Genomic DNA, 15,053 nt, shown 5'->3' with positions numbered 1-15,053 from the left:
TTGGCTCTATCTTGCCGGTCATGGAGGGCCCTAGAGTCGCCGGGAGTCCGCACCCGCCGCGCCCGGCCGAGCCGGGCGGTCGTCCGGTAGCACGCCCCTTTCCACGAAAGGTCCTACCGTGCAGCACCGTTCTCAACGCATAGGGGTGGCCCTGCTCGCCACGGGCTGCCTGGGTCTCAGCGCCTGCGCGTCCTCGGGGAACGCCTCAACCGCCACGGGGGCGGGCTTCTCCGGTACCACCGTCGCGATCGGTGTCGACGCCCCGCTCACCGGATCGCGCGCCTCCCTCGGAAAGGGCATCGCCAACTCCGTCGACCTGGCCGTCAAGGTGGCCAACCGCACGCACGAGGTTCCGGGCATCACCTTCCGCGTCGAGACGCGCGACGACCAGGCGCAGCCCGCGCTCGGCGCCGCCAACGCGAAAACCTTCGTCGCGGATCCCACCGTCCTCGGTGTCGTGGGACCGCTGAACTCCGGTGTCGCGCAGAGCATGCAGAAGACCTTCGCCGACGCCCACCTGACCGAGGTCTCGCCGTCGAACACCAACCCCGCGCTCAGCCAGGGACCGAACTGGGCGAGCGGCCTCAAAGAACGGCCGTACCACACCTACTTCCGGACCTCGACCACGGACGCCGTGCAGGGTCCTTTCGCCGCCCAGTTCGCGGCCGACACGCTGGGGAAGTCCGAGGTGTTCCTGGTCAACGACGAGACCCTGTACGGCTCAGGGCTGGTCGCCACATTCCAGAGCCAGTTCCTGCACCACGGCGGCGCGGTCGTGGGGCAGAGGCAGATCGTCTCCGGCACCAAGAGCTTCGCCGAGCTGGTCGCCGAGGTGAAGGCGTCGCACGCGGACTTCGTCTACTTCGGCGGCGAATTCCCGGACGCGGGACCGCTGAGCGCCGCACTGAAGCAGGCCGGTGTGCGAATACCGCTGATCGGCGGCGACGGCATCTTCGACCCCGCCTACATCCAACTGGCCGGCCAGCACGCCGAGGGCGACTTCGCCACCAGCGTGGGCGCTCCGGTGGCCGCGCTGGCCTCCGCGAAGACCTATGTCACCGACTACCAGGCGGCCGGCTACCAGGAGCCCTACGCCGCCTACGGCGGCTACGCCTACGACAGTGCCTGGGCCGTCATCGAGAGCGTCAAGGCAATCGCAGCCATGAACAGCGGCCTGCCCTCCGACGCCCGCCAGCAGGTCGAGGCGGCAATGCCGTGGGTCTCCTTCACCGGCGTCACCGGCCCCGTCTCCTTCGACGCCTACGGCGACCCCATCAACAAGGAGCTCACCATGTACACGGTGAAGCACGGCAAGTGGGTCGCACTGAAGAGCGGCACCTTCACCGGCTGACCGGGGTCGGCCTCGGACGCCAGGACCTGGGCGCGGCAGGCCGCGGGCGTCCCCAGCCATTGCGCAGAGCGCGGGCGCCTTGCGGATCCACAGCGACAGCGACGTGTGTGCCCGGCTCGGATGTTCGGGTCGGGCACACACGTGGGTTGCGGTCGGGTCGGGGTCAGCCGGTGAAGGCCGCCGTGCCGTCGGGGGTGCCGAGGCCGGTGGGGCCGTCGTAGCCCGCTCCGGCGTTGCACAGGTAGGAGGGCGAGCAGGTGCCGTTGGCCCCGGAGGTGACGTCATACAGGGACGAGGTGTTGGCGTACGCGTCGGAGGCGGGGGTGGTGCTGCTGCCCGGGGTCCCGGCGAGGGCGTAGACGGAGGCGATGATCGGGGAGGAGGCGCTGGTGCCGCCGTAGACGTTCCAGCCCGAGGCGCCGTAGGTGTCGTAGACGGCGACACCGGTGGCGGGGTCGGCGACGGCGGAGACGTCGGCGACGGTGCGGCCCGAGCAGCCGGTGTCGGTCTGCCAGCTGGGCTTGGCCGAGTACTGCGAGCAGCCCGACCCGGTGCCGTTGCCGCCGGCGCTGGTGCCCCAGACCGACTCGGTCCAGCCGCGGGAGCTGGAGTCGGCGCTGAGGGAGGTGCCGCCGACGGCGGTCACATAGGGCGAGGCGGCGGGGTACTCGACGCCGTAGCCGGCGTCGCCGGCGGAGGCGGTGATGGCGACGCCGGGGTGGTTGAAGTAGCTGTTGTCGTAGGTGGCGTCGGAGGAGGACTCCGAGCCGCCGTAGCTGTTGGAGACGAAGCTCGCGCCGAGGGAGACGGCCTCGTTCACCGCGGTGCCGAGGTCGTCCATGCTGGCGGAGTTGGCCTCCACCAGTGTGATGTTGCAGTTGGGGCAGGTGGCGCTGACCATGTCCAGGTCCAGCGATATCTCACCGGCCCAGCCGCTGTCGGCGGTGGGGTAGCTGGTGCCGCCGCTCTGGTCGACCTTGGTGAAGCAGCCGCTGGCGCTGGTGCAGGCGGGCAGGCCGTACTGGCTGCGGTAGGCGGCCAGGTCGGACTCGGCGTTGGGGTCGTCCATGGCGTCGACGATCGCGACGGTCTGACCGGAGCCGCTGGAGGCCGCGGCGGAGGCCAGGTTGTAGGCGCTCTGGATGTCCGTGGGCCCGTAGCCGGACGGTGTGGCGGCGGCGGTGGCGTTCGCGGACAGCCTGGAGGCTCGGTTGGCTGCCTTCGACGTGGCGGTGGTGCCGCCGGTGACGCGCAGCGCGTTGCAGGCCATGTAGCCGCGCTTCTTCGGCACGGCGCAGGAGCGGGCCCAGCTCACGTGCTGGTGGTGCGTTCGGGCGGTTGACGCCGCGTGGGCCGGTACGGCTGCGCCGAGTCCGGCGACCGCGAGGCCAGCGGCGGCGGTGAGGGCGAGTACGGCGCGGCGCGCTCTCGCTGCGTGGTGGTGGATGCGCAAGGCAGGAACTCCTCTGGGACGTCGGGCCAAGGACAGGCGTGCTGTGTGCGGTGGCGGCGGTGGGTCAGCCGAGGCCGAGGGTGGACAGGGCGGTGGTCCAGTCGGTGGCGATCGCGTTCTGGGCGTCGGCCAGGGTGACGCTGCCGTTGCAGACGGCGGTCTTGAGCTTGTTCTCGACGGTGTCCTTGTTCGAGGCGAGGTAGCCGGTGCCGGTGTCGTAGCGGGGCTCGGGCCAGAGGTTGCCGGGGTCGGTGGGGGAGCCGCCGAGTTCGAGGGGGATGAAGTGGTCCTCCTCGTAGTCGGCGGTGGAGGTGTCGGTGTAGCCGTACTCGGCGATCTGCTGGATCTTCAGCGCGGTGGTGTAGGAGGCGGGCGGGCGCACGGTCTTGGTCCAGCCGGAGACGCAGATAGTCGAGTCGATGGTGTCCTGGGTGACGTCGGGGTTGGTCACCCCCGGGGTGCAGCTCGGGTCGGGGAGCGGGAGGTAGGCCTGCGAGCAGGAGATGGTGTCGGCGTGGGCGGCGGAACCGGCCCCGAGGGCGAGGGCCGCGCCGGTGAGAGCGAGCGCCAGTCCGGCGGCGGCGAGGCGTCGACGGGTTGCCTGCATGGTGACTCCATGGGGTAGATCCCGGAGAGGGCACCGGGATGCGTGATGTATGACAGCAAGGCGGCCCCGTCCCTGGGCCCTCTGTCATGTTCACGGTCTATCCCGTCGCTAACGCCGTGCCGACGCGGTGCTAACGCCACCGCCAGGAACCGGCCGCCGATCGCAACGCATCACCGAGGGCCGTACGAACCTGCCCCGCCTCCACCGAGGGACCGGACGGTCCTCATGACGGTTCGGCAGGCTGCTGCCGCCGTGGCCGCGTGGCCCGTGCCGCCTAGCCGACCGCGGTGACACCGCAACCGCCGCGACACCTACTGCCCAGTCAGACGTCGTTCGGCGAACAGCCGGTGAAGAGATGTCATGTCCACTTCCGATTCCGGACGGCCGCCCCGAGACTCGTTGCCATGACGATCTCTCTACGCGCGTCGAACGCGCGCACTGCCTTCCTGGTTCTCACCGCCGGGCTGCTCGCCATGGCCGGTCCCGTACTCCTGCCCGCCGCCAGCGCGCACGCGGACGTCAGCGGCACGGTCTGTCAGACCGCACTGCCGACGCAGGCCGACGACACCCTCAACCTCATCGCCCAGGGCGGACCGTATCCGTACCGCCAGGACGACTCCGTCTTCACCAACTACGAGGGCGTGCTGCCCACCGAGCCCGACGGCTACTACCACGAGTACACCGTGGTCACCCCGGGCAGCCCCACCCGTGGCGCCCGCCGCATCGTCGTTGACCAGCCGGACCAGCTGGACTACTACACCGACGACCACTACGCGACGTTCTCACTGATCGATTTCACCTGCTGATCAGCCAGGGCCGGCCGTGTCCGGCCACACCGCCCTCGCGCACCTTGTGCTTCGCACCGATCCAGGCGCGCAGTCGCCGCGCGAGGGCGGCCCGCAGCTGCACCTTGGCTTCGAACTGCGCGTTGACCCGGGCCAACTCCTGCTGCATTTCATTGTGCTGCGCGCTCAGCGCAGATCTGCACTCGGCGATCTGAACGTCGCGCCTTGCCGTGCCCTCCGATCATCGGTTCGCGAGACGCTGTCCGGCCTTGTTCGGCAGGCCGCGGATCTCCTTCCAGTACTCCTCGCGCGCGTCGTCGTCGATCTCGACCGGTACGGCTTCTGCATAGAGGCGGTCCGAGCCGTCCCGCTTGGGTCCGGAGATCCAGTACTCCTCACCGGACACGGTGTCGTAGTAGTTGGCCTTGAAGCCGGCGCCTTTGAGGCTCTGGAATGCCCTGCCCTGATAGTTCAGGGTTCGCCCGGTCTTGGAGAACGTGACGCGGCCGATGCGAGCGGGTCCGGTCAGCCCCCCGGCCTTCGACTCGATGTACATGATTCGGCTCTTCATAGTCCGTCAACGCTACCCAGCAAGGTTGTTCTGTGGCACCGGTTATCGATGGCGTGCCCCACCCAACGGAGTCGGTCGTGTTGGTGGTGGCCATGCGCCTCGCCGAGCGCGTCCTCAGCGGGGAGTGGGAAGCCAGTTGGCACCGCATGGAACAACTTGACACGAGCTTCCGCCGACCGAACTGTCCACCAGGTCGATCGGGGTCAAATCCGGAAAGGGCCCGTACTTCAATCGGTTGCTTATTTTGCACTGCACGTTGTGCATGACTCTTGATGCAGGATCCGCAGCTCTTCGAGTTTCTTGCTACGCTCTGCTATTTGATCGCGAGATCTCTTGGACGCCCCATACGTAGCGGCTCCAGCCAAGATGGATTTTGACCCACCTTTCATGATCAAGACTGGTGCCACCGCAGAAGGGGCAGCACCGCTTGCCTCTCCGGATGATATCGACGAAATTTGGCACCAGGGGATGAATTTAGTGCGCTCGAATCCCCTGTTGAGTATGCCACTGCCGTTGATGGTGACGCCGAGTCGAAGCCCTCTCACCGCGACGAATACCCCCGTCGCCACTATGACACCATCCAATACCATCCATCCCCAGCAGGCATGGGCGGCGCTTATCAAGCCGACAAGGACGAACACACCTCCACAAGCGAGAGCAGCAGCCCTCTGGCCGATGCTCTCGTAGTGGACCTGCTCCATGCGGACCCCCTCCAGGCACGAATCATGCGTCAGGAACCGTGCACGCCCCTCAACGCCGGGACGACAGAGTCCAGCGCTTCCGGCAGGACACCGAGCATCACCGGGCCTTCCAGAGACTCGCACTCGATGATCCTGCAACGGGGGTTGATCCACAGCCATTCGCGAGGCGGCGCGGCGCGCACTCGCAGCCCCGACTGCTCACCGCCGAGCGCTAGCGTCGTTCGGCGTTTGGACCCCGACTCCCAGACCACCGACTCCCCAACGATCGACAGACGCCCGCGCATCCACTTGAACCGCCGCTGCGACAGCACTCGTAGCATGCACGGGACGCCGACTGGGGCCGCCTCCGCAAGATTCGCAGCCCGTCCCCGCTGCCAATTTCTCACAACCAAACCCGCCAACGACGCCACCATGCCGAGGACTATGAATTCAATCACGTGTGCATTCAAGCACACCACGGCCTCGACCAAAACCCGTTCCGGTGAACAGCGGTGATCCGCACTTCCTAGAGTAGCCTGCTGATCTTTAGAAGAATGACTCATGCCAGCAACCAGCAGAGAGTCATCCCAAGTGCCGACCTGGACGGACTTAAATTTCGGCACGGCCACCCCGCGCACTGACGAATTCAAGCGAGAACTACAGGAAGGTCACTTAGCCGCTCGACCGCAGCTACTATCCGGTTCGTCGGCAGGCCCATTCTGACTGGGTTTACCACAATCGGACTGCCGAACCGCTCGGTCAATGAGATGGCTCGTGCCCGATCACGAAACGGCAGCAACGCTGTAGGCACGGCTGGCAACGTAACGCCCGGCCGTGGGACAAAAGCCACCACGCGCACAGAAGACTTCCCCGACAATAGCGACAAGCGAACCTCAATCAGATCTGACCATGGCACCACCTCATTGCCGCGAACGGTGACTCCCCGATTGTCGAGACGGACGCGCCACGCGTCGACATGCGTCCTCGCAGCTGCAGTCAGCAGGAAGACGGCCGCCGACGCCACGAACGCGCAGCCGACGCAGCCAACGACGAACTGCAGTTGATCCTTCGGCCAGATGACCTCAAAAATGAAGTAGATGCCAGCCACTCCATGTACCAGGCCAAGTACCCGCAACCCCCGGTTCGAGGGTCGGAGTTCCAGAGGCGACTGATCCATCACGTCATCAGGCGTCGATTGCATGTAGAAAACATATCGGCCTGCATGGTTCCAATCAAGCAAACGCCAGATATCCAGGACGAAGCAGAGACGATAGATATCTTCTTACTGGTGGGGTGATGAGAAGCCACCTGGATCGAGCGAGACTCGACCCATAATTCATTCCCGACTCGGCCTCCAGGTAGCAAAATGGTGATGGCCTGCGGTACCGGCAAGACCATAGTCGGGGTATGTGCCGCGGTCGCTTTCGCGGACCCGAGTGGGCCGGTGCTGGTGCTAGTGCCCTCGCTGGGGCTGCTGGCGCAGACGGTCCGGGCCTGGCGCAAGGACGCCAGGGTCGCGCTGAGCGTGCTGGCGGTGTGCTCCGACGGCACCGACGAGCACAGCGCGGACAACGACCCCGACGCGGTTCAGGTGCGTGAGCGGGGCCTGGAGGTGACCACCGCGGTGGAGCGGATCACCGCATTCCCGGCTGCCGAGTCGGCCGGCGGGGTGCTGCGGGTGGTGTTCGCCACCTACCACTGCGCCCCGCGCCTGGCCGAGGCCTTCGCGGCGGACCCGGGGCTGCGCCCGTTCGCGGTGGGGCTGAGCGTTCGACCGAAAGGCGTCATCTTGCGCGGAGTGCGGACGGAGGCGCCAGTTGCCCTACGAGCAGGTGCCGGAAGTTCTGGGTGCCGGGTATAGGGCACACACCAGCGACAGGGCTCTAGCTACCTCCACCCCCTTGACCTGGACTTATTCAGTCCACCTCAGGCGCGTCTCACGGCCGCCAAATCGCGGGATACACGCGATCATGGCATTGACCTGTGCCTTCACGTCACAGGATGTGTGCCCTAGGCAAGGCACTCCGCAGAACCGAATCGACGCGCCCCCGGCGGCGGCTCGGGGAACGCTGGTCATCCGCAGCACCGTACAGATGGCCGTCCAGTAGTACAGGGGGAACAGTTTTCAAGACCGCAGGACAAACCAGACCCACACGCCCTCCCAACTGCGGATATCAGCCCACTGAGTCACATTGCCCCAGTACCTGGTCCACGGCTGGTCCACCCCAATTGGCACTGGACGGCACAACTTGACACCGACACCCTTCTGTCCATCTGCCCACCAGATCGGTCGGATCCGCTACAGAACAGAGCCGTCAAGTTGACACAATCGAGACCAGCGCGCACACGCAAAGATCAGGATCAGAGAGCCCCAATGATTACCGAGACAATAAGAGGGACCAGGAACGCGGCCAAAGACTTCAATGTAGAAGGTACGACACTCGGACGCGGCGCATCTATCAATCCTAGTTCCCTTAGCGCCGATTCAGAAAAAACCTTCTCGGTGGAAGGTGGCGGGCTATAGAGGGCCCGAGCAATCTCTTCTACAAGTCGCCGGTCAGTGTTTCCATATATGCTCAAACGCGCGCCTCGTGCGTCAGAAAAGTGAAAATAGGCAGCTCGACCAAAGCGCGATGGAACGACACTGCATTTTACCCCTGTAAGCGTCGACAAATCGATAGTCGCATTTCCGATCCATGTGCTCCCCTTGATTAGATTCTCCTCTCGATCCCACCAGGGCCCTCGGGCGACCATGCACCCCTGGAGAATCCCCACTCCAAGGGTGACAAAAATACCAACACCCACTGGAGCAATGGAATGATTGAATTTTGATCCGAGGATCAGAGGGGGCACAACCGCGACTGCGACGAAGAGCACCGATGCGATGATCACTGCGTTATAGGAACGACGAACATAAATTTTCGCCACCCGCACAGTCTCGTCGGATTGATCAGACACTGGAAACTATTCTCCTCATTCTCGCCCGGGTGCGCCCTAGCACACAGGAATCATCAATCCTGCTGCGATCTATATTGGCAGGTCCAACTTCCACATATCGCAGAAATTCCACCGGCAATCAAAGAAGTGCTGTTCATCATGAAGGCATTGGCTCCATATATGATCGATCCGATGCGCGGAATTATACTGCCAAAGAATCCAGCCTCCCTTGCCGCTTCAGCCAGACTGGCTGAAGCGCGGCCAAATCCGAAGCCGACTGCACTGAATGCCAGGGCGACGCTACCTTCGGCACATCCGCCAGCATCCGAATTTTCACATGAATCCACTGTGGTTGCCACTGTGAGCAGCGTCCCGGCGACAAGTGCACCCAGGACTACCACTGGACCCAGGAAGGTGAGCATTGAAACTACACCCAGCCCGACCTCGACCCATCCCAGTGTTTCACTATTGGAATGCACCCAATTAGAAATTGGGCGAAGCGTCTTATCAATTTGCTCAGGGGTTGGATGGAATATGCACCCCTTTCCAACGCAATTCCCACCCGCGAAGGAGGAAGCCCCCCTCACCTGCGACTTCTTTGGCTGCTGTTCGAGTGCTTGCAGTTCAGCGTTCTGCACCACTACGGCAACATTCGTAACGATCACATTGCCGACAGCATAATATGCTTGCCCAGACATTGTCTGGAGATAGCACTGCTTGGTGGCGCAGCTATTGAGGGCATCTTCGCTGGCGATGGCATTCTGCTGTCGAACCCCGTTTAGTGAGGCATAAAATCCAATCAGGCAGCTTTGGTCGCCGCGACAGTCAGCTGCGGTACTCACCGAATATAGCGGACCTATGCTGTCAGCAGTTGCAGGTCGCTGCGCTGGTGGTCCCTTGGGTCCCCAGACTCCGTTTCCACCGCCGTTGGTACCGCCACCGCCCCCGGTACTGCCTCCGCTGTTGGGGTCGCCGGCGCCGCTGCCGGTGGGTACTCCGGAGCCGCCGCTGCTGCCCCCGCTGCCCTGGTTGGCGCAGCATCCGCCGCCGCCGGTGGCGGCGGTGCCGTTGCCGTTGGCGTCTGGTGGGGGGCCGGTGGGGCAGGGCGGTCCGAAGACTCCGTTTCCGCTGCAGAGGCCGTTGGGGTCGGATCCGTTGACGGGGTCGTCGCCGCTGTAGGTGTAGCCGCCGAGTTGGTTGGGGTCGGTGGCTTCCAGGATGGGGTCGCGTTGGAGGAAGTGTCCGGTGGCGGAGTCGTAGTTGCGTGCTCCGAGCAGATCCAGACCAGTGGTTGGATCGGTGGCTTGGTTGAGGAAGGTGTGGTTGTCGACCCAGGTAGCCGGCGCGGTGCCGCGGGTGGTTCCGTAGGGGGTGAAGGAGCGTCGGGTCTGGGTGGTGAGGGTGGAGTTGAGGGTGAGGGTTCCGGTGCCCTGGTTGGTGGCGGCCTCGTAGGTGATGGCGCCGGTGTTGTCGCGGATCACGCTCAGCGCGCCGCCGGCGTCGTAGTAGCGCTGGGCGGTGATGCCGCCGGTGTAGTTCATGGTGAGCTGTTCGCCGGGCAGGTAGAGCACGGTGCTGGTGCCGGTTGTGCCGCTGGTGGTCGTGGTGTCCTTCTGCAGGAGCAGGTTGCCGGAGGCGTCGTACTGGTATCCGGCGGTGGAGTTCGCAATGCTGTCGGTGATCTTGCTGGTGCGCCCGGCCGGGTCGTAGCTGAGGGTCTCGTTGCTGGTGGCAGCCCCGCCAGGGGCGGTGACGGTGCGACCGGTTGTGTTCCCTGCGGTGTCGTAGGCGTAGCTCGTCGCCGTCGTGCCGGCCGTCGTGGCGGTGCTGGTGTTCTGCACGGTGTCGGGCTGTCCGGAGGTGCCGGTCACAGCGCTGGGGTAGGTGGAGGTCTGAGTGGCAGTGACTGTGCCGCTGGTGTTGTAGCTGGTCAGCTGGGTGCGGTTGCCTGAGGCGTCGTAGGTGTAGCTCTCCCAGTAGGGGGCGGGGCCTCCGTTGGTCGCGGCACTGGGGGTCGTGCTGGTGCAGCCGCCGATGTTGGGGATCGAGGGGGAGGCTGCGCTGGTTGTGCCCTTGGTGTCGGTCCAGGCGGTGGCGAGGCGTCCCTGTGCGTCGTAGGTGTAGCACTGGGTGTCGGTGGCGGCGCTGTTGTCCTGGATGTCCTGCTGGGCGGTGATCTTGCCTGCGGGGTCCCAGTAGGTCGTGGCGTCGTCGACGTGTCCGGTGCCGGTCTCCTTGTCGAGGATCTGCTCGGTGGGCCGTGCGGTGGCGGTGTCGTAGAAGTTGGTCTGCACGACCTGGTCGGGCATGTCGCCGTAGGTGGCGCGGGTGACCTGTCCCAGCGGGTTGGTGATGACCTGGGTGAGGTAGTCGGCGTTGCCGCCGACGTTGAGGACGGTGCCGCCCTCGGTGTAGGTGGTGGCGACGGTTTCGGCGGGCAGGCCGCCGTCGGCACCGTAGGTGGTGAAGGTCAGCCGCCCGGAGATTGCGGTGTAGCTGTAGCTGGTGGTGTAGCTGCCGGCGAGGCCGCCTTCGGCGGCGGGAATGGTGACAGTCCTACTGGTGGGCGCGCCCAGCAGGGTGTAACCGCCGGTCGACTCGGTGTAGGCGTTGCCGTTGTAGTACGAGGTGGAGGATGCGGGCAGGCCCTTGCCGTTGGTGGCACTGTCGTAGGTCCAGGAGGCCAGTTCGTTCGAGGCGGTCTGCGTGGTGCCCTGGTACTGGGCGGTCTTACGTCCGAGTGGATCGTAGGTGTAGGAGAGGACCTGGCCGCGGCCGTCGGTGGAGGTGAGCACCTGGCCGGTGGCATCGTAAGTGGCCGAGGAGGAACCGGCGTCCGGGTCGGTGGCCGCGACCTGGTTGCCCTGGGCGTCGGTGGTGGCGGTCCACACGTGCCCGGATGCGTCGGTGGTCTTGGTCAGGGCGGCAGCAGCGCCGGTGCTGGTCAGGCCCCGGGTGTAGGTGTAGGACAGGACGGTGGCGTCGGCCGGATTGCCGGTGGCGGTGTTGGATCGGTAGGTCCAGGCAGCGGTGGTGCGTCCCAGCGCGTCAGTCACCGTCGAAGTGGCGTTGCCCCCTAGCGCGGTGCTGACGTCGGTGCGGTCAGCCCCAGCCACGGTGGTCGTGGTCGCGGACTGCGCGTGACTGTAGGAGAACAGCGTGACCGTGGTGCTCTGGTGAGCAAGGTCGTAGGTGGTCACCCTCTGCGCCGGAACGTTCGCGTCGGTGGTCGGATACACCGTGGAGGACGGCGCGCTGGTGATGTAGTACGGGCTGGACTTTTTGACCAGCCAACCGTGCGAATCGTAGGCGCGGTCGGTCACCACAGAGCCGTTGGAGTTGGCGCTGTCCACTGACAGCGACTGGTCCTGCAGCAACTGCATGAAGCCATCGTAGATCTGGTATTCGCTGGTGTAGGTGGCGTCGTCGCGCAGCACCTGGGTGTGGGTCCACGACGGACCGCTGGCGCCGCCGACGTAGTAGCTGAAGACCTTCGACGCGGTGGCGGTGTGCGCTCGCCCGGGCAGCCAGACCGACGTCAGGCGGCCCAGGGAGTCGTAGGCCTCCCAGGTGGTGGCGTTGTTGGCGTCCACGACCTCGACCGGCAGTTGTCTGCGCTGGTCCAAGGTGGTGGTCTGCTTCCAGTTGCCTGCCGTCACGTTGGTCTCGGACTGGCTGGTGGGCAGCGTGCCGCTGGCGGGGGTGTAGGCGTCGGTGACGGTGACCTGATGGGCGTTGACCGAGGAAAGCAGTCGTCCGTAGGCGTCGTAGCCCGGGGTGGAGGCGGTGGCCGCGTTGGCGGTCATCGTGGTGGTGAAGTTCTCGGTGCTGCCCGACCAGCCGCCCAGGGATTCCATCTTGGTGACGTCGCCCACACCGGTGGCGGGGATAGCGCCCGGGCTGGCCGAGCCGTCGTAGGAGTCGCGGGTGTCGGTGACGGTGTTGGCGGGGGTGCGCGCCGGGCAGGCGCCGGTGCCCACGCCGGTGCCGGTGGTCACCACCACTTTGATGGCCTCGGCCGGCAGTGCGGTCATGCCGGTGTTCAGTCCGCTGGTCGGGGGCGTGGCGTAGGTGTTGGTGGCGCAGGTCTCCTGGGAGGCGCTGGTGCCCAGCAGCGAGGTGTCGCCCTGAGCGTCGACCTGACTGATGAGCCCGGTGGTGGAGTCGTACAGGTTGACCGTTTTGGTGGTGCGCCAGGTCGTTCCGTCGGCCAGCAGTGACCTGGCGATGACGGTCTGGGGTTTGACGAAGTAGGCCTGTTCGTCGGGGATCCCCGCGGGCAGGCCGGTGGCGGTCTCGCTGTGGCTGGCGGTCTGGGACGACCAGGGCAGTGAGATGGCGGTGCGGGTGACGGTCCCGCCTGCTTGGGTGTAGGTCTGGGTCTCCAGGGTGTACCCGGCCAGCTGGTTGGAGTCGGTGACGCTGTCGCCGATCGAGTCGGTGACCTGGACCGAGCGCGGGCTGCCGCCGGTGGTGGACTGGGAGTCGCCGTCCATGCCGCGCAGGTACGTGGTGACGGTCTGGGTGATCGGGTCCGGTGCGTGGCCGGTCTGGGTGATGACCTTGTCGTAGCCGCGGAACTGGTCCCAGGTGCGCTGGGTGTTGGGGATCAGCGGGGAGTCGTTGCGGTGCCAGGCCGGGGGGTTGGGATAGGTGTAGTTGGTGTACTGGGCTTTGGAGCCGCCGACCGCGTCGGTCTGCATGACCTGCGAGACCCGGTACTTCTCGAACCAGTCTGAGGTCAGGGTGGCGTTCGGCGGGGTCCAGTACTCCTGGTAGCACATGCGGGTGTCGCTGGAGGGCGTGGGCAGGTCGGGCGCCGAGGCCGACTGGTTGCAGTCCGGGAGGGAGTAGGTGACGTTGATGACGCCGCCGGTCTCGGTGTCCACGGCGGTGACCCGGTAGTGGTCCATCGCCGGCCACGAGGCCGCGCCGGCAACCCGGTTGGCCATCTGCGCGTAGACGAAGGAGACCGGCTTCAACGGCAGGTCCGCGCCGTCCTTGCCGGTACGCAGCACCGATTCCAGGCGCAGTGAGGATGAGGTGCCGTCACCGGTGGCGGGGTAGGACTGCGTCAGGGCGTAGCTGTCCACGGGCTGGTAGTTGGTGGTGCTGGTGGTGCCGGTGTTGACCTGGGTGCTGATCTGGGTGAGGCGTACTTCGGAGAAGAAGCTGGGCGAGGTGTTCGGGCACGTGCTGCCGGTGCCCGCGCAGATTTGGTCCTGGGGTACGTCGGGCCAGTAGGGCGCGCTGGTGGAGGTCGGTGAGGCGCAGTCAGTGCTGGTGACGGTGTGTGTGCCGATGACGCTGCCGACCAGGCAGCGCGGCCCGTAGGTGAACTGCACCTGGGCGGCCGGGGCCGGGGCGGCGCCTTCGGCGGCGATGTTGCTGGTGCGCCAGCCGTAGGAGATCGAGTTCAGGTAGGCGCTGCGGTCGTAGCTGGCCGGGGTGTGGGCGGTGCCACGGCCGTAGGAGTTGGTCTCCTGGGTGTAGGTGTACTCAGTGGCGTTGCCGTGCGGGTCCACGACTAGGTCCAGGTTCCAGCGGTAGGGCATGTTCGCGGTGAACGCGCCGGTGCCGGTGGCGGCCCCGTCGCAGTCCCCGGTCTTGGGGCAGTAGATCGGCTCGGTGGACACCGAGTTGGTGGCCTTGTCCGTGCCCGTGCCGCCTTCGCTGCTGGGGAGCTTTCCGGCGCCGTAGTACAGGCGGGTCCCGTCCTGGAGGGTCACCATCCAGTACTCGCCGTTGTAGGCGTTGTTGCCCGCGCCGGTGAGCAGTTGGATCTTCGCGCCGTTGTCGCCGGACAGGTGCCAGCTGGTGTGGGTGTCGTCCCACACCAGCTGGCCGCCCAGGGCGCCGCCGGAGACGGTGACCTCGTGGCCCCCGTAGCCCCAGCAGCTGTCGGTGCTGCCGGTGACGCCGTCCTGCGAGCAAGGCTGGTAGGCGCGTTCGATGTAGCTGGAGAATCCGGCGAAACCGTCTCCGACCACCGAGGGCTGGGTATTGGTCGACACCGTCTCGCCGTCGACGCTGGAGGAGGCGTAGGACAGGGCGACAGTGGGGGCGGTTCCGCCGATCGAGTCGGGCACCGTGACCGGGTAGGAGTACGAGAAGTCACCGCTGGAGCCGCCGGCGGACCACTGGTCCGAGGGCTGCAGTGAGGTGGCGGCGAACGTACCGACGGAGCCGGCCGCTACGGCCTGGGCGGCGAAGACCACGAGACCCGCACGTGCCGAACTGGTCGCGGTCGTCTGTGCCTGGGCCGCGAGGGTGCTGCGTGCCCCGGTCGGGGGTGTGGCGGCAGGCAGGTTGGCAGTGATAACGAGGCGGCCGGTCGCCGCGTCCGTATGCGTGGCCACCGGGGTGGCGATCTGGCACTGAGGCAGGTCGGGGGTGGTCAGTGCGCAGGCCGGGAGCTGTTCCAGGGTGAGTCGTTGGCCGTAGTTGCCGCCTGCCTCGCCTGCCAGTTGGCGGGTGTCGAGCTGCACGGAGACTTTCCCGGCCGCCGCGACCGCGTCCTGGCGACTGACGGAGAACAGCAGGCCGCTGCGGAATCCGTCTTTGCGGGCCTGGGCCGGGTCAGCGAACTTCACCTGCACCGTGGAGGGGGCCGCACTGCCGGTTGCGGCGCGGGCGATGTAGAGCGGGGAGGTACCCACCCGTGCGGCC

Annotated in this window: 9 protein-coding genes; 3 read left to right on the top strand and 6 right to left on the bottom strand. The window is 66.2% G+C overall.

Annotation, left to right across the window (positions count from 1 at the left end; genetic code table 11):
- The first annotated feature begins 118 nt into the window (after positions 1-118).
- Complete coding sequence (locus tag ABH941_RS11695; RefSeq protein WP_370128852.1) at positions 119-1,351, top strand: branched-chain amino acid ABC transporter substrate-binding protein; 1,233 nt, start codon at positions 119-121, stop codon at positions 1,349-1,351.
- A 163-nt stretch (positions 1,352-1,514) separates the two neighbouring features.
- On the opposite strand, the gene ABH941_RS11690 is transcribed toward ABH941_RS11695, so the two are convergent.
- A complete protein-coding gene (locus tag ABH941_RS11690) occupies positions 1,515-2,804 on the bottom strand; it encodes a peptidase S8 (RefSeq protein WP_370128850.1) in 1,290 nt (429 codons plus the stop codon).
- Positions 2,805-2,868: 64 nt separating this feature from the next.
- Positions 2,869-3,411 (bottom strand): hypothetical protein, encoded by a 543-nt coding sequence (locus ABH941_RS11685; protein WP_370128849.1) that lies wholly within the window; start codon positions 3,409-3,411, stop codon positions 2,869-2,871.
- Between the two features lie 404 nt (positions 3,412-3,815).
- On the opposite strand from ABH941_RS11685, the gene ABH941_RS11680 reads away from it, so the two are divergent.
- Positions 3,816-4,217 (top strand): ribonuclease domain-containing protein, encoded by a 402-nt coding sequence (locus tag ABH941_RS11680; RefSeq protein WP_370128848.1) that lies wholly within the window; start codon positions 3,816-3,818, stop codon positions 4,215-4,217.
- On the opposite strand, the gene ABH941_RS11675 is transcribed toward ABH941_RS11680, so the two are convergent.
- The 3 genes from ABH941_RS11675 to ABH941_RS11665 form a co-directional block, all read right to left on the bottom strand.
- Positions 4,207-4,365, bottom strand: coding sequence for a hypothetical protein (locus tag ABH941_RS11675; protein WP_370128847.1), 159 nt, complete (start codon positions 4,363-4,365; stop codon positions 4,207-4,209). The two genes, ABH941_RS11680 and ABH941_RS11675, sit on opposite strands and share 11 nt — an antisense overlap.
- A gap of 72 nt (positions 4,366-4,437) precedes the next feature.
- Positions 4,438-4,752, bottom strand: a complete 315-nt coding sequence (locus ABH941_RS11670) for a hypothetical protein (protein ID WP_370128846.1) — start codon at positions 4,750-4,752, stop codon at positions 4,438-4,440.
- Positions 4,753-6,093: 1,341 nt separating this feature from the next.
- Entirely contained in the window at positions 6,094-6,648 is a 555-nt protein-coding gene (locus tag ABH941_RS11665) for a hypothetical protein (protein WP_370128845.1), read from the bottom strand.
- Between the two features lie 165 nt (positions 6,649-6,813).
- Here ABH941_RS11665 and ABH941_RS11660 point away from each other — a divergent pair, with 165 nt between their 5' ends.
- On the top strand, positions 6,814-7,308 hold the full coding sequence (locus tag ABH941_RS11660) for a DEAD/DEAH box helicase family protein (protein WP_370128844.1): 495 nt from the start codon (positions 6,814-6,816) through the stop codon (positions 7,306-7,308).
- Between the two features lie 1,150 nt (positions 7,309-8,458).
- Here the strand turns inward: ABH941_RS11660 and ABH941_RS11655 are convergent.
- A complete protein-coding gene (locus tag ABH941_RS11655; RefSeq protein WP_370128843.1) occupies positions 8,459-15,043 on the bottom strand; it encodes an RHS repeat domain-containing protein in 6,585 nt (2,194 codons plus the stop codon).
- Between the last annotated feature and the right edge of the window lie 10 nt (positions 15,044-15,053).

It is taken from the genome of Streptacidiphilus sp. EB103A (genome assembly GCF_041261405.1).
In the GTDB taxonomy this organism is placed as follows: Bacteria; Actinomycetota; Actinomycetes; order Streptomycetales; family Streptomycetaceae; genus Streptacidiphilus.
Note: the sequence above shows the minus strand (reverse complement) of the source record. Positions and strands in the feature narration are given on the sequence as shown.